Below are 19,241 nucleotides of genomic sequence, written 5' to 3' on the forward strand. Positions count from 1 at the left end.
TTGGACTTAACAAAGAGTTGATTATTCTAACATAGAAGAATATTAGTAACTTGCCAAATATCAAGATGGTTTGTTGCTGACACTCCTTTCGTTGGAGATAATTCCAACGAAGGTACAAAATATAGTTTTTGATGAATTTCTTTGAGATTGAAAATATAGCTTTTGAAATTTTAGGTTATCCCATCAGCTATGTTGAGCTGATGGGAACATTGTTTGGCTTGGTTTCTGTTTATTTTGCATCAATAGCAAACATTCTTACTTGGGCAACAGGAATAGTAAATGAAATTTTTCTTTTCATTTTATTTTTTCAAGTCCAATTGTATGCTGATATGTTTCTTCAAGTTTATTTTTTTATCGTTACTCTTTATGGTTGGTATAAGTGGAATACGAAAGCAAATACAAACAAAATTTCAGCAATAAATTTTAGAAACCGAATAGCCATTGCTATAGCAATTATTATCGGGTCGGTATTTTTTGGGTTTGCTTTCAAAAATATTCATTTGTATTTGCCACAATATTTTAAAATTCAGGCAGCCTATCCTTTTACTGATTCCTTTATCATGGTTTCAAGTATTTTTGCAACGATACTACTTGCAAATAAGAAAATAGAAAATTGGTATTTGTGGATTGTAGTTGATGTTGTTTGCGTTGTCCTCTATTATAAAAAGGATATTTTTTTCCTCTCGCTTGAATATTTTATTTTTCTTGGTTTAGCATCATTCGGATTTTATCACTGGAACAAACAATTAAAGCATGGTTAAGGCATTTGTATTTGGAAAGTTTTTGCCTTTCCACAAAGGACATCAAGCAATGATAAATTTTGCTTTGAGTAAGTGCGACTTGCTTACAGTTTTAGTTTGTTGTAGCGATAAAGAAAACATTACGGGTACTGTTAGAAAATCATGGATTGAAAAAACTTATACGAGTCAAACAAATATTGAAGTAAAAATACTGGACTATTTAGAAAGCGAATTGCCAAATACCTCTGAAACCTCTGAAGAAGTATCAAGAATTTGGGCAGAGGTTTTTAAAAAACAATTACCCGATTATTCCCTTCTAATTACATCAGAAGGATATGGTAATTTCGTTGCCAAGTTTATGAATATTCAACATATTGCTTTTGATATAAATAGGAAGGAAATCCCTATTTCTGCTACTGCTGTGCGTAACAATATGGTTGATAATTGGAAATACTTGCCTGAAAGTGTAAAACTAAACTTAGTAACTAAGGTCGTAATTCTTGGAACAGAATCCACAGGTAAATCAACATTAACACAAAAACTTGCAAAATATTACAGGTGTGGTGCTGTATTGGAAATTGGAAGAGATTTAATTCCTAATTCCAATGACTTTACTTTTGATGATTTACATTTAGTAGCAAACGAACATGCAAGACAAATTGACACAGCTTCTGTTGGAAGTAGTCCTCTTTTAATAATTGATACAGATATTCATACAACAAAATCGTATTCAAAATTCACCTTTGGGAAAGAGCTTTTAATAAGTGACAAAATTTACAAATCCAATAAAGCACATCTCTACCTTTATCTTAATAACGATGTTGAATATTTTCAAGACGGAACAAGATTGTGTGAAACACAAAGGAATTTATTAGACCTGTCGCATAGACAGATTTTAATTGACCATGATATTGATATTGTAGAAATAAAAGGTGACTGGGACAAAAGATTTGAAAAGGCAGTTGAACAAATAAACAAATTGATGGCAAGTAATGCAATAAAACAAAGGTTTAGAACAGATTTTCTAATAGCCTAAGTGTTCGATATTTTTCATAGAATGCCTCGAAATTAATCCTTCCTTTTTATCAGATTGTAAATCCTCTTATCTTTGCTTCGACTTGGTATCCCTGAGATACCTTTCAGAACATCACAATGAGCAAGTTTTAAACCCTATCAATATCATAAACATGAAACAAACGTTCCACCTTATTATTTGTATTCTCTTTACTTTCCCAATATTTGCTTCTCACCTCAAAGGTGGAAATATTCAAGTCACTCAAGTAAATAATCAAGATTTAACGTATGAAATCACTGTAACAATCTATAGTGATTTTGAAACGGGCTTCAGAGCTTATATGGATCAGAAAGATGTTTCGGTTTGCTTTGGAGATGGTAGTACTGGAATTGCTCCGAGAGTCAATGGTAATGGAAATGGAGAGCAATTCGTTAATAATTTGGGTAAAAGTATTTATAAAATACAGCATAAATATGCTTCAAATCTTACTGCTTATCGTGTATATGTTACTCTTTTAAATAGAAGTCAATCTATCCTTAATATAAAAAATGCTATTAATGAGCCTTTTTATATTGAAACATTATTTAATACGAAAGTAATTAATTCAACGCCTACCCTTACAAATGATATAGGTGTTTTATATGCAAAAGTTAAGCAAGTATTTATTTATAATCCAAAGGCAATTGATTCGGAAGGTGATAGTTTAACTTATCGTTTAACAATGGCAAGAGCTTGTTCATACAATGATTGTAGGGTTTTTGGAGCACCCATTGAAAGTTTTAAACAACCCAATGAAGTAAACAAAGAGGGAACATTTAAAATCAACGAACTCACAGGTGATTTAACTTGGAATGCTCCCACACAAATAGGTGTTTATGTTTGTTGTTTTATAGTTGAAGAATGGAGAAAGGGGGTTAAAATAAGCATTACTGTAAGGGATATGGAAATTGTAGTAAAAGATGAAGTAGGAAATATAGCTACTATTCCTCCTTATGAAGCTGTTGGAAAACTGCCAAATATTAATGAAATAACTAATCGGTCTTTGGTTTTATCTACTGAAAATGAAGCGTTTCCAGCTATTGAACTCAAGGTTTATCCAAATCCAACCACAGAAGTATTTAGAGCCGAAGTCATTGATAATTTGCCTTCAAAAGTTGTTTTTCAACTTTTTGATAATACTGGTAAGCTTTTGCAAGAATTTAAACAAAATGAATTACAACAAAAACATAGTCAGGAGTTTAATATAGAGGGATTACCCGAACAAGTACTGATATTAAAAGTAAATAATGGTAAGCATTATATTACTAAAAAGGTTTTAAAAAAATAAATTATCTATACTTTCTCCATTTTTCGAAGGGCATCTAAAACAACATAAGTGACTTAAGAGTTAAATGAAAACTATAAAAAAAGAATATGACACAAGAAATTTTTTGGGAAATCATAGAGTCATCTTGGGCAGACTCTCCTAATCTTTACAAAAAAAGGGCAAATGTTTTAAAGAATAATGACGAAGAAATAATTAGAGAATTATGCATAGAACTTGAGAATACAATTCTTGAATATTAGCGTCAGCAACAAACCAATTAATAGTACTACAAAACTTATTCTTATGAATCATCATTACATCCAGTTCTTTACAGCTACAATTCTATCGTGGAAGCCTTTGCTCAAACCAGATAAGTACAAACAAATTATCATTGATAGCCTTAAATTCTTGGTTGAAAACCATCGAGTGAAAGTATATGGATTTGTGATTATGCCGAACCATATCCACCTAGTGAGGAAAATAGATGAAAACTATTTACTGAAAGATGTTCAAAGAGATTTTTTGAAATACACTGCTCAGCAAATTAAGTTTGATTTAATGTATAATTACCCTGTTGTTTTACCCCATTTTGAATTAAATCTAAAGGATAGACAATATCAATTTTTGGAAAGAAATCCTTTAAGTGTAGATTTATACTCCCGAAAAGTTGTGGAACAAAAGCTATCATATATTCATGCCAATCCGTTGAATGGGAAATGGTCGCTAACAAATAGTCCTACGGAATATTGGTTTTCATCATATCGTTTTTATGAGATGAATATTGATGAGTTTGGCTTGCTAACTCATTATCTTGAGGATTGCTAATTGACGAGTTGCTGACGCAAGGCTTGTTGGTGAACAAACACCAATAAGGGCAAAAATGATTTTAAATATTTGAAATATCAAATAAATGACAGAAGAACAGATACAAAAGCTACAAGAAGGGGTATTATGTAAAGTTATTGCAGGTACACATAAAGGGAAAACTGGAACAGTTCATGATATACATACCAGTAAAACAGGATATATTACCATCACTGTTCTCCAAAATAATGGAGATAGATTCAAAACACTTGGTAAAAGCGTAATTGTTGAAGAAAATGAAACACATTAAGATTAATGTCTATAGGCTTATGCCTTTGAATTTGCTCTGTATATTAGTAGGATTAATAATATTTCCTCAAAAGAATGCTTTTAGTCAAGTTAATTCAAAGCCAACAATCTCGTTTACTTTTGATGATGGGTCAATTGATGATATAGGAGCATATAAATTAGAGGTCTGGAATCAAATGCTCCTTGATAATTTGAAAAAACATGAGTTGAAAGCAATTCTATTTTCGGCAGGAGGGAATAAATCAACTGCTAAGGGTAAATATGTATTATCTTCTTGGAACAATGCTGGACATTTCATTGCAAATCATACCATTTCTCATCCCAATTTCAATAGTAAAAATGTTAGCCTCGAAAGTTTTAAGCTTGAGCTTACCCAAAATGATGCTGTCATTAATAAGTATTCAAACTACTTGCCTTACTTTAGGTTTCCCTACCTGAAAGAAGGCAATACGCCCGAAAAGGTTAATGGCTTTAGGAAATTCTTGATAGAAAAAGGTTATAAAAATGGGCATGTGACAATTGATGCTTCTGATTGGTATGTTGATAGCCGATTGGTTAAAAGACTTAAAGAAAATCCTAAGGCCGATATTACTGGCTTTAGAGCGTTTTATAAGGAACATCTCTTCAACAGAGCCGTATTTTATGATTCGTTATCTTATCAGATGACTAATAGGCACATTAATCATGTGATATTATTACACCACAATTTAGTAGGGGCATTATTTTTGGGCGACTTAATTCAACATTTTAAAGATAAGGGTTGGGACGTAATTGATGCAGACAAGGCCTATAAAGATACAATTTTTGAAGCTGATGTTGACAATATTCCAGCAGGAGAAAGCTTAATTTGGGCATTAGCCAAAAAATCAGGAAAATTCAACACTGTATTAAGATATCCTGCTGAGGATGGAGATTACGAAAAACCATTAATGGATAAATTAGGACTTTGATAAAACTAGCGAATTAGGTAGTTATCAAAACAAAAAGGGTTGTGAATATTATTTTCACAACCCTTTTTGTTTAAAGTTTAAATCTCTACTAAATTATAATCTAGCTAATAATTCAGCTTTTTTGGCTGAGAATTCTTCTTCTGTTAAAACGCCTTTTTTAAGGAGCTCTGCCAAACGATCAATCTTATTAAAGATGTCATGGTCTTCTGATGTGGCAATTGCAGGAGTTGATGTAGTTGAATGCTTTGTCTCACTCTTTTGTGGTGCTAACTTTTCTTGTGATTGTTCTGTTGCCGCAGAAGTTTTTTCTTTTTTAGCAATGTCTACTCCAGAAATCAATGGTAGATTCGATATATCAACCTTGCCTAACTGACTCGTGAATGCAACAGAGAAATCTTTGCCTTGTTGCTGAGATACACCAGATATTTGATGATTTAAGGTATCGTAAACCGATAGTTCACCGTTAATTTCAATCGCCAATCTACTAACAGGTGAAGGGAAAAACGCATATTTGATATTATTTTGCGAACCTGATGACGACGGAGAACCTAAGTCTGCAGGCCACCAATTACCTGAAGTAGAAAAACTATTATTTCCTGCTAGTGAATCATCAGTGGCTGTTTCTGAATCAAATACGGGAATATCTTTGTCTAAAATTAAGTTTGCTAAATCCTGACAAAGATTTTGTACAGTATTTTTTAATTTGTTGTTGAACATATCACCAACCATCGTCATACCGCCACGCATCCATTGTGCACTTCCCCCCAATTCGCTAATATTAAATTGAGCCATATTCCCACCACCATTTACAACGGCTTGCAACACGGATAATACAGTATCCCGACTAAGGTCATAACGTGATGCAATTGAATCAATATGTTGTTTGCCTTCTGGCGTAAGTTTTTTTATCGTGTTATTCATAATATTTGAGTTAATATACTCTTTAATCTGTGTGTTTATTCATTATATACAAGTTACCAAATAAATGTGCAAGTGTGTATTTTTGTTGAAATGAGTACCATAAACTACAATAATGAGTATTAAGCACTACAGAAAAAACGTTTTGCGATGTTTGTAGGATAATATACACTATTTTGATTAGAAATAGTGCTGATTTTTGTGGACTATTTGATAATCCGTTCATGCTACTTAGCCTTTTTTCTAAAAAATAACAACTTCTGTAATAAGCTTTTGATAAACAATTTATAGAAAATTTGTATATTTGCAGGCACAAATCAAAAAGGCAAATTAATGTAAGATATAATTTCTTTCGAGCGATAGAGGTAGCAAACCACCAAGTGGTGAGCTATAGTCATTCACTTTTTAAGAAGAAATTATGCTTATATTACAAAACATTTCATATATCCATCCCAACAAAGATTTACTCTTTGACAATATTAATCTTTCCGTAAACCGTCATGATAAGGTAGCTTTGATAGGCAACAATGGCACTGGTAAATCTACTTTGCTTAGTATTATTGCAGGTAAGTTGATGCCCTCTGCTGGGCAATTTAATGTGGCTACAGAGCCTTATTATGTTCCCCAGATTTTCGGACAGTATAATGATTTAACGATTGCACAAGCACTAAGAATTGATGCTAAACTTGAAGCACTGAAAGAAATTCTAGACGGAAATGTAACAGAAAATAACCTGAGCTTGTTGAACGACGACTGGACTATCGAAGAACGTTGCAGTGAGGCTTTAAGCTACTGGCAATTGACTGATTTGGAATTGACCCAGAAAATGGAAACATTAAGCGGAGGGCAAAAAACTAAAGTTTTCCTTGCGGGTGTGGCTATTCATCAACCTGAATTTATTTTGTTGGATGAACCCAGTAATCATTTGGATACAGCAGGCAGACAATTGTTGTATAATTTTATCCGTTCTACTTCAAGTACTTTGATGATTGTAAGTCATGATAGAGAGTTATTAAATCTTCTGGATGTAGTTTGCGAATTGAGTAAACGAGGAATTACCGTTTATGGAGGTAATTACGATTTTTATGCAATGCAAAAGCAAATAGAAAATAATGCCCTGAATCAGGACGTAAAAAGCAAAGAAAAGGCCTTTAGAAAAGCTAAAGAAAAGGAGCGTGAGACCTTAGAAAGGCAACAAAAGCTAGATGCTCGTGGCAAGAAAAAGCAAGAAAAAGCAGGGATTGCCACCATCATGATGAATACCCTAAGAAACAATGCTGAAAGAAGTACGGCTAAAATAAAAAATGTTCATGCCGAAAAAATTGGTGGTATTTCGCAAGAACTACATGAGTTACGTTCGGCATTGCCAGATATTGATAAAATGAAATTTGGGTTTGATAATTCCGCCTTGCATAAAGGCAAAGTATTATTCAGAGCAACCGACATTAATTTTCAGTATAATAGTCAATTGCTTTGGAAAGAGAACCTGAATATTCAAATTTCAAGTGGTGAACGAATATCGCTAAAAGGGTTAAATGGTTCGGGAAAGACAACGTTGATTAAAATAATCTTGGGCAAACTAGATCCGCAGGTAGGAGAGGTTTACAGGGCTGATAATAAATCAGTTTACATCGACCAAGATTATTCTCTCATTGATAATGCATTGAAGGTTTACGATCAAACCCAACAATTTAACCTCACTCGATTACAGGAACACGAAATAAAAATTAGGCTCAATAGATTCCTTTTTACGAAAGAATATTGGGATAAACCTTGTAGTGCCTTGAGTGGAGGTGAAAAAATGCGTTTAATGCTTTGTTGCCTAACAATTAGTAATCAGTCGCCAGACATCATTATTCTTGATGAGCCAACCAATAACCTAGATATTCAGAACATAGAGATTCTAAGGAATGCTATTAATGAATATCAGGGAACTTTGATTGTAGTATCTCATGATGATTATTTTTTGGAAGAAATAAACATAGAAGGTACCGTTAAATTGTAAATCAAAACGCCCTGAGAATCTTATCCTCAGGGCGTTTTAGCATATCAAAATCTCAAAAACTTCCTTTAAGCTCAGGCTTTACTAAAGTAGCCTTCATGGCATTAATTGGTTTGACTAGCAACGAAGGTGGATTATTATGGTCAAAATTAATAGACTCATAAGTTTTCTTAGTCGTCTGTATATTCAACTGAGCAATCATTGCACCATCGTAATAGGATTTTGTACTGGGTCTTTTCAACCTTGAAATACGGCTTAATTTAACTTTTTCTAGCGTTTTTAATATTTTTTTCCACTCACTAGCCTTGGTTTTATAACTATACCTTTCAGCATTAATGCTGACGATTGTACTATCGGCAGTGATAAATAAATGCTTTTGTACACCTCTTGTCTGATAGCTGAGTGCTAGCGAGCGAATTGCTTCTGGCTTAGAAGTATTTATTCCGAGTAGTAAAAATATAATAAGTAGTTTGTTCATGATAAGGAAAAGATGTTATAAGTTAACAAATATACTGTTAACTCATAATGTCTTTCTTAGGTAAGCTCAAATAAAATATAAGTACCATTTTCGGTTGCACCTTTCCCTTTTTCTTTAAAGCCTTTCTTTCTATAAAATTCAATGGCATTGACATTGTTTGATAAGCATTTTAATCTGATAGGTAAACCAAGTTCTTCAATTACAGCTTCCAGCAATTTACTTCCAATACCATTATTTTGATGTTTTTCGTCAATATATAAATGATGAATAAAGTTATCTTCTTTCCAAACCGAAATAAAGCCGATTACGGTGTTTTCTTCAAAAGCCACTAAGATGTATTCATCTTCGGTTTCTTCTTCAAAATCCGATAGCCTGAATGATGAAGTGTCAAGCCAAGTAAAAGTGTTTTGTCGTTCTTTTAAGAATAAATATCTTAATGCATCATTATCTATTTCCCTTCTTTCTATGATTGTTAGCATTGTTCAATATGTTTTTTGAAACTTCGCACTCGTGGATAATAAATGCGCCAAGGACGAAAGCTCTTTGCTACTCCACCACAATCTCATCTACAAACAACCAAGGTTTATCTCCTGCACCTGTTGAGTTGGCAGGAATTGTACCAAATGAACGGGCAATAACTTTGATATACCTCACTGTTTTTTGATTGAAAGATAATGTTACCTTCGTTACGCCTTCTTTAGCAGGAACGGCGATATTTTGTGATGAAATCTCCTCAAAATTTACGCCATCCGACGAGCCTAATATTTGTACTTGTGAAGGAATCCAAATCCAGCTAGATGGTTTATGAAAGAAACGGAAAGTAGCTTTTTGGATAGCGGTTTTTTCCCAAAAATCTAACGTTCCTCCAAAATCTAGCCCGTTCCAACCTAACCATTCTTCATCGCCAAACTGACTTTCTCCTCCAAACATTCCATTGGTTAATGCCTGAGCACCTCCACGAGTGTAGCGTTTATCAGCAGGTGTTGTTAGGTTAATCAACACGCCAGTAGCTTTGTTGTAGGTAATAGTTCGGGTTATTTCATCAACCAGTTTCCCCTTCATCACTGTCGAGGCCTTCATGGTGGTGCTATTAGTAATGTTAATTGGTTCTTTGTAAATATTGGATGATAATGTCGGGCTACTTCCATCTAACGTATAATAAATGGGAGCGTTGCCATTATCACAACTCAAAGCCAACTGAATACCATTGCCTTGCCCTTTTAGCATTTTTGTTTTTATTTCAAAGAAATGCTTGGCGTAATTTACCTGACGAATATCCATGCGATTGAGATAAGAACCCAATCGATTTAAAAAGTCATCATAATTTCTTGATGCCTTAGGCGACCAATCTACCTCTGCTAAAGCCACGGCTCTTGGAAATGTCATGTATTCAACATGAGACCCCACAGGAACTTGTTCCGTCCATAAGTTTGCTTGCCCTCCTAAAATGTAGCCTTCTTCTTCCTTCGTCAGACCTTCAGGAATAGGTTCAAAGCTGTAAATTTTAGGGAGATTAATAAAGCCACCAAAAGCCAAAGGCTCGTTAGGGTCTTCGGATTGATAATAATCTAAATAACAATGAGACGTAGGCGAAATAATCGCATGATGCTTTAATTTAGCAGCCGTTCCTCCACTTTCTATACTTCTCCACGCCATTACAGTGGCGTTGGGTGCCAATCCGCCATCCAATATTTCGTCCCAACCAATAATTTGTCTGCCTTTTTGATTAACGTGTTGTTCGATACTTTTGATAAAATCACTTTGTAATTCATCAATACTTTTTAGCCCTTTATCTTTCATTCTTTGCTGACAATTTGGGCATTTATGCCAAGCTGTTTTCGAAGCCTCATCGCCACCAATATGAATATATTTACTTGGGAAAATATCCATTACTTCATCCAAAATATCGTTTACAAAAGCAATAGAAGATTCTTTCGGACAAAACTCTCCTTGTAATAACAATTGTTTTCCTGTGCTATCCAAACAAGCAAACTGAGGATAAGCAACCAAGGCAGCGTTTGAATGGGCAGGCACATCTATTTCTGGAATAATTGTAATGAATCGTTCAGCAGCATATTTTACGATGTCTCGCATTTCAGCTTGCGAATAAAAACCTTCATTGGTTGGCCATTGGGGCGACTTAGCAGTATGTAACAATGGATATTTCTTGCTTTCAAAACGGAAAGCTTGTCCATCAGTAAGGTGCCAGTGAAAGCGATTGAGCTTTAATGCCGCTAATTCATCAAGGTATTTTTTGATAAAAGTTACAGGCATAAAATGTCGAGAAACATCTAGCATAATTCCTCTGTACGGAAATCGCGGTGCATCATTGATGGTTAAGGACGGCACTTTACAATTGATTGTTGGAACAAAAGCACTTTGTTCAATATCAGTAGGTAATAATTGCAAGATGCTTTGTACAGCATAAAATACGCCGGATGCATTAACGGCTTTGATATTTATTTGCGAAGGACTGATTGTTAATACATATCCCTCAGTATTTTGAAGGCTTTTGTCAAACTGAACAACAATGCTATTAGATTTGCTTATTTTTGATTGAAAACTTAACTGAATGCCTGCTGATTTTTGTAGTTTTTCGATGAGTGGTTTTAAGGCTAATCGAGTTTCAGTGTTTTTTGTAAGGTCAATAATCTTTGTTTCTTTATTGATTTGAAAGAAGCCTTGACCTTGGGTAATTTGCTGTGGAGCTGGAATAATGTTGATTGACTCTTGAGCCATTGTGTTACTAAAAACACAAAAGCACGTGAGTAATAAAATAATACGATTCATGTTTAATTGGATTGAAGTATTGTTGATTGAACAATTTGGATAATAACTGAATTGAGAAGTAGAAATTATAAAAAAATACTTAAAGAGTTTTTCTTTCAAGCTAAAATTGTTGGCTTCTGACGATTATCTTTAATTAATTAAGATAGAATTGTATTTTTGTAAACTTTATTTTAATTAATCTATATTGAAAACAGACACTTTACATATTTTACCGCAAGTGAAATTTATTTCGCCCCATTTTGATATTAAGAAAATCAATCAATATCAGCTTGGTTGCGAATTATCAGAAACACATTTTTATTTTTTTGTAAAAGATACACTTGATAAGTCATTAATTGCTTTAGAAAGTTATCACTTTCCCGTTGAGCCACATTGCCATTCATTGATTGCTAATTTAGAAATGATTTTCGGACAACACGATTTCTTAAAATCTTTGAAATGGAAATCGATTAGCATTACGATTGATAATCAGTCGTTTACATTGTTGCCAACCGCATTATACAAGAAGGAATATATTAATAAATATTTGCAATTAGCCAAAGGACAAGTGCTTGAGGCAGATGAAGAAGTAAGGACTAATATTCATTCAGATTTAGCGTTAATCAATATTTATAGTAGCAATCGCCAGTTATTTAACTGGTTTGAAGATGCTTACCCACTCTTGAATTTACAATATCAACACCTTTCAAGTCAGTTGATTGATTTTGCTCTCACGTCTAGTAGAGCACAAACAGCTTTCTTACATTTTGGCGAAACGGCTTTTACTATGGTGGTTTCTATCAATGGCGTTTTAAAGTTTTGCAATCGTTTTCATTATAAAACCTCTGAAGATTTAGTATATTTTGTACTTTTCGTGATGAATGAGCTAGAAATAGAACCCGATGAAATATTTATTAGGCTTTATGGCAACATTGATAAAGAATCAGAAGAGTTTCAGTTATTAAATCAATATTTACCTAAAGTAAAGGTAGGAGATTCATTAAATGAAAATATAGAGGAAGGGCTGATAGAGAAACATCGCTATCTTTGGCTTTTGGTATAATTTTTTCAGAGTGAATCTTATTAACAAATAAAACATTATTGGGTAACTATACAGCTGTGGAGGTATCCCAATCCCTAAACATAACTCACCAAACCAACAAGATTGTGCAAAAAAAAATCGCTTTCTTTCCTGGCTCATTTGATCCTTTTACAAAAGGACATGAAGATATCGTTGTAAGAGCACTCTCGTTATTTGATGAAGTGATTATTGGAATAGGACATAATAGTAACAAAGCGCGCTATTTCCCTATTGAAAAAATGATTAGCTGGATTGAGGAGACTTTTGAAGGAACCCCTGTAAGAGTAGTTTCCTATAATGGATTAACGGCCAATGTAGCTATTGAAATGGGTGCTAATTTCCTGTTGAGAGGATTGAGAAATACAACTGACTTTGAGTATGAAAACTCAATTGCTCAGGTAAATCGCTACCTTGTAGATGGACTAGAAACGGTATTCCTCATTACTTCTCCACATTTAGCACCCATTAGTTCAACCATTATTCGTGATTTACATCGCTATGGAACTAGCATCGACGCCTTTCTTCCTTATAATATTAATAAGTAGTTGGTTTTGTATCGGCTAGATTCATTTTCATCATATTTGTATCTGCCGTCGATAAAAGATTGTTCTCGTAATTGTTAACAATAACTGATAGAATATCTTTTAGTTGCTCTACTTTCTCGGTACCAATGATTTCTGAGAATTTGTTTTCAATATTAATAGTACATTCTTTCCAATGCAACATCGTATTGATGCCTCTATCGCTTAATTTTACAATAAGCGTTCTGGCATCACTAGGATGTTTTTCTATCGTTACAAAGCCTTCGTCTTGTAATTCTTTTACCAATTTACTCATTGCCTGTTTGGTTACACCTGCCAAATGAGCCAAATTGTTAATATTTGAACCTTCTAAATCAATATGGATTAAAGCTACCATGTGCCCAACCCTAAAATTTGTATATCCTTTTGCCTGTAAAAACTCACTGGCTAATGCTCGTACTATTCTTTGTGACTTTGAAATCAATCGCCCAAGATGACGATTTTTAGCTTCCTTGAACTCATTGAGTTCCAATAATTTATTATCCATGATTTCCCCTTCAACACGGATTTACCGTGTTTTTGCTTAATTTTTATAATTTTTTGTATTTTCTGTATGTGTGCTAGTAGAAATAAATCTACTAAATTTTATACAAAGATAATACAAAAAAAATAATTGTCAATAAACTTGACTAATTTAGTAAACTTAGTTTACCTTTGTGGCATCAAACGGCAAAATTGCTTGATTATCAGAAGTGTTTTTTCTCTAAAATCAAATTATTCAACGAATTAACATTAATTATTACCCTAAAATTTTTATAAAAGTATGGCAACTCAGAGCTCCATCAAAACTTATCTTCCCCGAATAATACTATTATGTGTTGTAGTACTAGGCTTATATTTCGGATATTCAAAATATAAATATGCACAGTCGCATGAAGATACAGACAATGCACAAGTAGAAACGTATTTTGTGCCAGTATTACCAAGAATGGCAGGTTATGTAAAATCTGTATCAGTAAAAGATTATGATGTTGTAAAGAAGGATGAATTAATCCTTGAGATTGATAGTGACGAAGCTAAATTAGCTTTAGACGAAATGGAAGCAGATTTATTACAAGCGCAGACAGATGTAGAAAATGCCAAGGCTAATATAACAAACTTGTCAATGAGTATTAAATCTAACGAAGCAAATTTGAAAGCTACTTATTTACGTAGAGATAAAGCGAAAAAAGATGCTGACCGTGATGCCGCTTTAGTAGCCGAAAATGCGATTACTCGTAAGCAAGGTGATGATAGCAAATCAGCGTATGAAGTGTTGGTAGCTCAATACGAAGCAGGTATCGCTGACATTTCGGCAACAAAATCAAGAATGCCAATTTTACAAGCAGCCTTGCACAAAGCGGAAGCTACTTTGGCTGTAAAAAGAGTGAAGATTGAGCAACAAAAATTAAAACTTACTTATTCAAAAGTATTCGCACCAACTTCTGGAAGAATTGGTAAGAAAAGTGTAGAGCCGGGTCAATTTATCCAAGCTGGACAACCATTGATGACAATCGTTCAAGATTCTACTTTCTGGGTAGTAGCTAACTTTAAAGAAACACAAGTAGGTCGTTTGAAAATTGGGAGTGAAGCCGAATTAAAATTAGATGCTTATCCAGACAGAGTTATCAAAGGAAAAGTTATTTCTATTTCAGAATCAACAGGTGCTAAAACATCATTGTTGCCTCCTGACAATGCTTCTGGAAACTTCGTAAAAGTTACACAACGTGTACCAGTGAAAATAGAAATACTTGATTTAGCGAAAAATAAAGATATTCTAAGAGCCGGACTTTCATTAGAGGTAAGTGTTCAAGTTAAGTAGTTGTGAATTAGTGAGTTAGTGATTGAGTGAATATTGATTATTCACAATTACAACTGTGATAATAGAGAATAATTATTTTATCCAAATAATTTTAATTCACTAACTCACTCATTCTATCACTCACAATTAAAAAAACTAAACATGGCTGCTAAAACAGGATTTGCAAAATATATAATCGTTATCACGACGGTTTCGGCAGCAATTATGGAATTGCTCGATACCACCATCGTGAACGTTGCACTCAATCAAATGGCGGGTTCTTTGGGCTCTACGATTGAGGACGTTGCTTGGGTAATTACTTCCTATGCCATTGCGAACGTAATTATCATTCCCATGACGGGATTTTTAGGAGAATATTTTGGCCGAAAAACATATTATTTAACCTCCATGGTACTGTTTGGAGTAGCCTCCTATTTTTGTGGGGCGTCTGAGGGGCTATGGGAATTGGTTTTCTGGCGTTTTATTCAAGGGATAGGCGGAGGAGCGTTGCTTTCAACCTCTCAAGCTATCTTATTTGATGCTTTCGAGCCAAAAGATAGAGGTATTGCCTCAGGGCTATTTGGGATGGGTATCGTACTTGGACCAACATTAGGACCAGCATTGGGTGGTTATATTTTAGAAACTTATAACTGGTCACAGATTTTCTATGTAAACATCCCGATTTGTGTGATTGCTACGGTACTGACATTAATTTATATTGATAGAAAGGAAGGAGAAGGTGAGCGGAAAAAAGAAATACAGATAGATTATATCGGTATTATGTTGTTGATTGTGGGTATTGGTGCGTTACAATTTGTGTTAGAAAAAGGAGAGTCTGAAGACTGGTTTGAATCAAGAATGATTGTTACGGTAAGCATAATGGCAGCCATTGGAATCATTGGGTTTGTCTGGCATGAACTCACTACCGAACATCCCGTAGTAAACCTCAGTATTTTTAAACACAGAATCTTTGCTTTTTCTACCATGTTCAATCTGGTCTCTGGTTTAGGTTTATTTACCTCTGCCTTTGTATATCCAGTATTGGTACAGCGAGTAAACGGATTTACTCCTTTTGAAGCAGGGGTTTCGCTAGTAGCTCCGACCTTAGCTGCTGTAGTGCTTTTCCCTATTATTGGTAAACGCATGGCTGGTGGAGCATCACCAATTCCTTTTATGGTGGCGGGTATTCTCTTTTTTATCTTTTTTGGTTTTTATAGTGGTACGGCTACACCCGATATGGGTAAATGGGATTTCTTTCCTATGCAAATTTGTAGAACCATCGGTATTTCATTATTGCAACTACCACTTATCAATCAGGCTGTAGCAGGGTTAAAACCTAAAGAATATCCAGCAGGTATTGCGTTGTCGAACATGATTCGTCAGTTAGGAGGAGCTTTTGGGATTGCCTTGGCCAATAACTTTGCTACCAATCGTGCTGCTCAGCACCGTTCAGACTTAATGGCGAATATGAGTACCGATAATCCGCTATTTAATGAAAGAGTAGCTAATGCTACCAGAAGTATGATAGCAAGCACGGGTGATAGTTTCAATGCTGCCGCAATGGCTTATAAACAGCTAGAAGCCGCTGTGTCACGGCAGGCTTATTATTTGGCTTATTTAGATACTTTTAGATTAATTTCTATCTTCTTTATCTGCTTACTTCCTTGCGTGTTTTTGTTAAGAACCAAAAAACTAACGCCAGAAGAAGCCGCAGCAATGGCTAAGGCCGCTGCTGAAAGCCATTAATTTTAAGCACAATTATTCAGTGTATAAACTTGATTAATTTTTGAAACAATGAAAATAAAATATAATTATATCATTTCGCTTTTATTACTTGCCGACCTCTTCGTTGGACAAGAAGTATTAGCCCAAGATAAAACCGATGAGTCGCTTAAACAGTTGGTACGTGCTGCCATTGAGTACGCTCCTAAAATAAAGGAACAGCAACAAATGATTACCATTGGTGATTATCGCACTAAAATACAAGAGTCAGCTTTGAAACCACAGATTCAGTCTGAAATTGGTGTAACCAGAATCGACCCTGTTGCTAAAGCTTCCTTTGCTTTTGGCTCAGCTACGACCAATTTGCAGTTTCAACCCAACATGAATTACAATGCCAACATTGGTGCTAACTATGTGTTGTACGATTGGGGTAAACAAAATATCAATATTGAAAAGTCAAAATTAGAAACAGAACTTTCTAGAACTGGCGTTGAAGGATTGAAAAATATATACGCTTATCAAGTAGCTAATTTGTATTATGGCATTGTATATACACAGAAAGCCATAGAAGTACAAAAAGAGCAATTGAAACTGGTAGATGATAACGGGAAAATTATCAGCGACCGCCTAAAGCAAGGTGATGCATTAGATTACGACCAAGTGTCGATTCAGGTAAGATATAAAAATGCTGAAACTAGATTATCAGACTTACAAAGCCAGTTAGAACGTCAATACATTTACCTTTCTTCTTTAATTGGTAAAGATGCACACGGGACTATTTCCCCAAATGCTGATTTTAATTTAGGACTTACTGCCTTGAGTGTAGAGGAGGCATTGAATCAAGCACAGACTAGTAATACAGATTTGAAAACCTTGAAGGATAGAGATTTGATTGCTGAGCGTGAAGTGAAAATTGCAAAAATGGGTTCTGCCCCTTATATTGCAGCGAATGCTTCGTTAGGGCTTAAAAATGGATACTTGCCTAGAATTAACGGCGAAGTTCCTCCCATTTCTGAAGATTTCAAGTTTGGTAGTACAGTAGGGTTAAAATTGACTATTCCTGTATATTCTGGTAATAAAACGGCTCATCAGACCGAAGTAGCTAGACTAAACCGCGAGATGTTGAAATATACTGCGGAAGTGACGAATCAAAACTTAAAGAGAGATTTAGAAGCCGCTCAGAATGATTATAACGCTGCTAAAAACAAACTAGATTTATCAGAACGTAATGTTTTCCAAGCACAATATGCCTTGAAATTAGCAAACGCACGTTTCAAGAATGGCGTAATTACTAATGTAGAAATAGAGGCTTCGCAAACAGCCTTAAGAGAAAGTCAGTTAACACAATTACAATATCAGTACCAAATGGCCATTGCCCAATTAGAACTTAATCGTTTGACGGGCATTAAGTTTTGGTAAAAAATATGAGGCTGACTACTACGAATAGTCAGCCTCAAACTCAATGAAAAAACAACTACTCTGTTACTTCTTCCTATTCTCTTTTTTTCAGAGCAAAGCTGCTGAAACAGATTCTACATCTGTTAATAAGCTTGCTAATCTCAAAATAGTAAAATTCTTTACTGGCCACAAATACCTTGTTTCTCCCTTTGTTTTTTATATGCCTGAAACCAGTTGGGTATTAGGCGGAGGAGTGAAACGCTTTTTTAATGGCGGAGGAGAGGGCGACTCGCTCACTAGGGTTTCTAATACTGCTGTTTTCTTGCAATACTCCTTAAATAGTCAGATAATGTTTGAACATAACTATCAGATTTTTACGAACAAGGAGAAATATTATATCGTTGGGTATTATGGTTTTAGTCGCTTTCCAGTGCTTTTTTATGGCGTAGGAGCAGAGGCAAAGCCAGAGAATGAAGAAGCTATTACTTTTGATTTAATCAGATTTGATAATCTGACCTATCGAAAAATTGCAAATCATACCTTTGCAGGGTTAGGTTGGCGATACTTCAAAATGTATAATGTACAAGGCAAAAGCAATGGAATATTAGAGAATGGAAATGATGTAGTCGGTCGCGAGGGTTCTACTGTTTCTGGTTTAAATGTCTCAGTACAGTTTGATAATCGAGATAACGTTTTGACTACATCACAAGGTTCTTTTTTACAAATAGAATATTCTGCCCATGAACATTGGACAGGCAGTACGCAGTCATTCCATCGTTGGCAACTAGATGCTAGAAAGTTTTTGAGACCGTTCGCCCAACGCAAAGATGTATTGGCTTTTCAAACTTTTGCTTTTTTAACGAATGGCAATGTGCCTTTTCATGAATTAGGTTTGTTAGGTGGAGATATGATTATGCGTGGATACTATGTTGGCTCACGCAGAGATAAAGATTTGCTAGCATTCCAGACAGAGTATCGTTGGCAAGCCTTAAAGCGTTGGGGATTAGTGGGTTTTGGCGGGTTGGGTTGGGTAAATAATAAAATCGGAGACATGAATATGACCAACATTCTGCCAAGTTATGGTGCTGGGCTACGCTTTAAAATAAACCGTAAAGAAAATGTAAATGTGAGAGTAGATTACGGTTTCGGAAATGGTCAGCAAAACTTGTATTTTTTTATTGCGGAGGCGTTTTAGGGAGTTTGGAATTGAGCGTTTGGAGTGTTGAGTTTTCAATTTTAACATGAAAATACCTACTTCTTTACCTTCCAAATGGAGAGGCATCGTTTAATTACTTGGTGCGTTGCTTTCGCACATGTTGTTGGTGAAAAACATCAACAACGGCAAAACGGCAAAGTTGTCCAATCTTTTTTAGTCTCCTTAAATTAAT

Annotated in this window: 19 protein-coding genes; 14 read left to right on the forward strand and 5 right to left on the reverse strand. The window is 34.7% G+C overall.

Annotated features, from left to right (window positions below; all coding sequences use genetic code 11):
* The first annotated feature begins 131 nt into the window (after positions 1-131).
* The 7 genes from pnuC to J2Y60_RS08785 all read left to right on the forward strand — a co-directional run bounded on the left by pnuC (position 132) and on the right by J2Y60_RS08785 (position 5,124).
* On the forward strand, positions 132-761 hold the full coding sequence (gene pnuC / locus J2Y60_RS08755) for a nicotinamide riboside transporter PnuC (protein WP_309920661.1): 630 nt from the start codon (positions 132-134) through the stop codon (positions 759-761).
* Positions 754-1,776 carry an AAA family ATPase gene (locus tag J2Y60_RS08760; RefSeq protein WP_309920658.1) on the forward strand — a complete coding sequence of 341 codons (1,023 nt, stop codon included), beginning with the start codon at positions 754-756 and terminating at the stop codon, positions 1,774-1,776. The genes pnuC and J2Y60_RS08760 overlap by 8 nt, the downstream gene beginning before the upstream one ends.
* A 151-nt stretch (positions 1,777-1,927) precedes the next feature.
* Positions 1,928-3,082: a T9SS type A sorting domain-containing protein gene (locus tag J2Y60_RS08765; RefSeq protein WP_309920656.1), complete on the forward strand. Its 1,155-nt coding sequence runs from the start codon at positions 1,928-1,930 to the stop codon at positions 3,080-3,082.
* A gap of 86 nt (positions 3,083-3,168) precedes the next feature.
* On the forward strand, positions 3,169-3,321 hold the full coding sequence (locus tag J2Y60_RS08770) for a hypothetical protein (RefSeq protein ID WP_309959069.1): 153 nt from the start codon (positions 3,169-3,171) through the stop codon (positions 3,319-3,321).
* A 43-nt stretch (positions 3,322-3,364) separates the two neighbouring features.
* Complete coding sequence (locus J2Y60_RS08775) at positions 3,365-3,886, forward strand: transposase (protein ID WP_309920653.1); 522 nt, start codon at positions 3,365-3,367, stop codon at positions 3,884-3,886.
* A gap of 85 nt (positions 3,887-3,971) precedes the next feature.
* Entirely contained in the window at positions 3,972-4,175 is a 204-nt protein-coding gene (locus tag J2Y60_RS08780; RefSeq protein ID WP_309920651.1) for a hypothetical protein, read from the forward strand.
* Positions 4,162-5,124, forward strand: coding sequence for a polysaccharide deacetylase family protein (locus tag J2Y60_RS08785; RefSeq protein ID WP_309920648.1), 963 nt, complete (start codon positions 4,162-4,164; stop codon positions 5,122-5,124). The genes J2Y60_RS08780 and J2Y60_RS08785 overlap by 14 nt, the downstream gene beginning before the upstream one ends.
* A 93-nt stretch (positions 5,125-5,217) precedes the next feature.
* On the opposite strand, the gene J2Y60_RS08790 is transcribed toward J2Y60_RS08785, so the two are convergent.
* Positions 5,218-6,045: an SHOCT domain-containing protein gene (locus tag J2Y60_RS08790; protein ID WP_309920645.1), complete on the reverse strand. Its 828-nt coding sequence runs from the start codon at positions 6,043-6,045 to the stop codon at positions 5,218-5,220.
* Positions 6,046-6,460: 415 nt separating this feature from the next.
* Here J2Y60_RS08790 and J2Y60_RS08795 point away from each other — a divergent pair, with 415 nt between their 5' ends.
* The gene (locus J2Y60_RS08795; protein ID WP_309920642.1) at positions 6,461-8,047 is read left to right on the forward strand and encodes an ABC-F family ATP-binding cassette domain-containing protein; all 1,587 of its coding nucleotides are present in this window, start codon (positions 6,461-6,463) and stop codon (positions 8,045-8,047) included.
* Between the two features lie 52 nt (positions 8,048-8,099).
* Here J2Y60_RS08795 and J2Y60_RS08800 read toward each other — a convergent pair whose 3' ends face one another.
* From J2Y60_RS08800 to J2Y60_RS08810, 3 genes are all read right to left on the reverse strand, one after another.
* Positions 8,100-8,522 (reverse strand): hypothetical protein, encoded by a 423-nt coding sequence (locus J2Y60_RS08800; RefSeq protein WP_309920639.1) that lies wholly within the window; start codon positions 8,520-8,522, stop codon positions 8,100-8,102.
* Positions 8,523-8,578: 56 nt separating this feature from the next.
* On the reverse strand, positions 8,579-9,001 hold the full coding sequence (locus J2Y60_RS08805; RefSeq protein WP_309920637.1) for a GNAT family N-acetyltransferase: 423 nt from the start codon (positions 8,999-9,001) through the stop codon (positions 8,579-8,581).
* Between the two features lie 67 nt (positions 9,002-9,068).
* Positions 9,069-11,312: a family 20 glycosylhydrolase gene (locus tag J2Y60_RS08810; RefSeq protein WP_309920634.1), complete on the reverse strand. Its 2,244-nt coding sequence runs from the start codon at positions 11,310-11,312 to the stop codon at positions 9,069-9,071.
* 184 nt (positions 11,313-11,496) lie between these two features.
* Here J2Y60_RS08810 and J2Y60_RS08815 point away from each other — a divergent pair, with 184 nt between their 5' ends.
* Both J2Y60_RS08815 and coaD read left to right on the forward strand, forming a co-directional pair.
* Positions 11,497-12,354 (forward strand): DUF3822 family protein, encoded by an 858-nt coding sequence (locus tag J2Y60_RS08815; RefSeq protein ID WP_309920630.1) that lies wholly within the window; start codon positions 11,497-11,499, stop codon positions 12,352-12,354.
* 104 nt (positions 12,355-12,458) lie between these two features.
* Positions 12,459-12,917 carry a pantetheine-phosphate adenylyltransferase gene (gene coaD / locus J2Y60_RS08820; protein WP_309920629.1) on the forward strand — a complete coding sequence of 153 codons (459 nt, stop codon included), beginning with the start codon at positions 12,459-12,461 and terminating at the stop codon, positions 12,915-12,917.
* Here coaD and J2Y60_RS08825 read toward each other — a convergent pair.
* Positions 12,907-13,440, reverse strand: coding sequence for a MarR family transcriptional regulator (locus J2Y60_RS08825; RefSeq protein ID WP_309920627.1), 534 nt, complete (start codon positions 13,438-13,440; stop codon positions 12,907-12,909). The genes coaD and J2Y60_RS08825 overlap by 11 nt on opposite strands.
* A gap of 276 nt (positions 13,441-13,716) precedes the next feature.
* Here J2Y60_RS08825 and J2Y60_RS08830 point away from each other — a divergent pair, with 276 nt between their 5' ends.
* The 4 genes from J2Y60_RS08830 to J2Y60_RS08845 all read left to right on the forward strand — a co-directional run bounded on the left by J2Y60_RS08830 (position 13,717) and on the right by J2Y60_RS08845 (position 19,048).
* A complete protein-coding gene (locus tag J2Y60_RS08830) occupies positions 13,717-14,754 on the forward strand; it encodes an HlyD family secretion protein (protein WP_309920625.1) in 1,038 nt (345 codons plus the stop codon).
* 141 nt (positions 14,755-14,895) lie between these two features.
* Positions 14,896-16,479 carry a DHA2 family efflux MFS transporter permease subunit gene (locus J2Y60_RS08835; protein WP_309920623.1) on the forward strand — a complete coding sequence of 528 codons (1,584 nt, stop codon included), beginning with the start codon at positions 14,896-14,898 and terminating at the stop codon, positions 16,477-16,479.
* A gap of 48 nt (positions 16,480-16,527) precedes the next feature.
* Positions 16,528-17,874 carry a TolC family protein gene (locus tag J2Y60_RS08840; RefSeq protein WP_309920620.1) on the forward strand — a complete coding sequence of 449 codons (1,347 nt, stop codon included), beginning with the start codon at positions 16,528-16,530 and terminating at the stop codon, positions 17,872-17,874.
* A gap of 43 nt (positions 17,875-17,917) precedes the next feature.
* Positions 17,918-19,048 carry a BamA/TamA family outer membrane protein gene (locus J2Y60_RS08845; protein WP_309920617.1) on the forward strand — a complete coding sequence of 377 codons (1,131 nt, stop codon included), beginning with the start codon at positions 17,918-17,920 and terminating at the stop codon, positions 19,046-19,048.
* Positions 19,049-19,241 lie beyond the last annotated feature (193 nt).

The organism is Arcicella sp. BE140 (assembly GCF_031456255.1).
Classification (GTDB): domain Bacteria; phylum Bacteroidota; class Bacteroidia; order Cytophagales; family Spirosomataceae; genus Arcicella; species Arcicella aquatica.

What these genes read in the sequence shown, in the direction of transcription:
- pnuC (WP_309920661.1), top strand. Translation starts at nt 132, where the DNA reads ATGAATTTCTTTGAGATTGAAAATATAGCTTTTGAAATTTTAGGTTAT.
- J2Y60_RS08760 (WP_309920658.1), top strand. Translation starts at nt 754, where the DNA reads ATGGTTAAGGCATTTGTATTTGGAAAGTTTTTGCCTTTCCACAAAGGA.
- J2Y60_RS08765 (WP_309920656.1), top strand. Translation starts at nt 1,928, where the DNA reads ATGAAACAAACGTTCCACCTTATTATTTGTATTCTCTTTACTTTCCCA.
- J2Y60_RS08770 (WP_309959069.1), top strand. Translation starts at nt 3,169, where the DNA reads ATGACACAAGAAATTTTTTGGGAAATCATAGAGTCATCTTGGGCAGAC.
- J2Y60_RS08775 (WP_309920653.1), top strand. Translation starts at nt 3,365, where the DNA reads ATGAATCATCATTACATCCAGTTCTTTACAGCTACAATTCTATCGTGG.
- J2Y60_RS08780 (WP_309920651.1), top strand. Translation starts at nt 3,972, where the DNA reads ATGACAGAAGAACAGATACAAAAGCTACAAGAAGGGGTATTATGTAAA.
- J2Y60_RS08785 (WP_309920648.1), top strand. Translation starts at nt 4,162, where the DNA reads ATGAAACACATTAAGATTAATGTCTATAGGCTTATGCCTTTGAATTTG.
- J2Y60_RS08790 (WP_309920645.1), bottom strand. Translation starts at nt 6,045, where the DNA reads ATGAATAACACGATAAAAAAACTTACGCCAGAAGGCAAACAACATATT.
- J2Y60_RS08795 (WP_309920642.1), top strand. Translation starts at nt 6,461, where the DNA reads ATGCTTATATTACAAAACATTTCATATATCCATCCCAACAAAGATTTA.
- J2Y60_RS08800 (WP_309920639.1), bottom strand. Translation starts at nt 8,522, where the DNA reads ATGAACAAACTACTTATTATATTTTTACTACTCGGAATAAATACTTCT.
- J2Y60_RS08805 (WP_309920637.1), bottom strand. Translation starts at nt 9,001, where the DNA reads ATGCTAACAATCATAGAAAGAAGGGAAATAGATAATGATGCATTAAGA.
- J2Y60_RS08810 (WP_309920634.1), bottom strand. Translation starts at nt 11,312, where the DNA reads ATGAATCGTATTATTTTATTACTCACGTGCTTTTGTGTTTTTAGTAAC.
- J2Y60_RS08825 (WP_309920627.1), bottom strand. Translation starts at nt 13,440, where the DNA reads ATGGATAATAAATTATTGGAACTCAATGAGTTCAAGGAAGCTAAAAAT.
- J2Y60_RS08830 (WP_309920625.1), top strand. Translation starts at nt 13,717, where the DNA reads ATGGCAACTCAGAGCTCCATCAAAACTTATCTTCCCCGAATAATACTA.
- J2Y60_RS08835 (WP_309920623.1), top strand. Translation starts at nt 14,896, where the DNA reads ATGGCTGCTAAAACAGGATTTGCAAAATATATAATCGTTATCACGACG.
- J2Y60_RS08840 (WP_309920620.1), top strand. Translation starts at nt 16,528, where the DNA reads ATGAAAATAAAATATAATTATATCATTTCGCTTTTATTACTTGCCGAC.
- J2Y60_RS08845 (WP_309920617.1), top strand. Translation starts at nt 17,918, where the DNA reads ATGAAAAAACAACTACTCTGTTACTTCTTCCTATTCTCTTTTTTTCAG.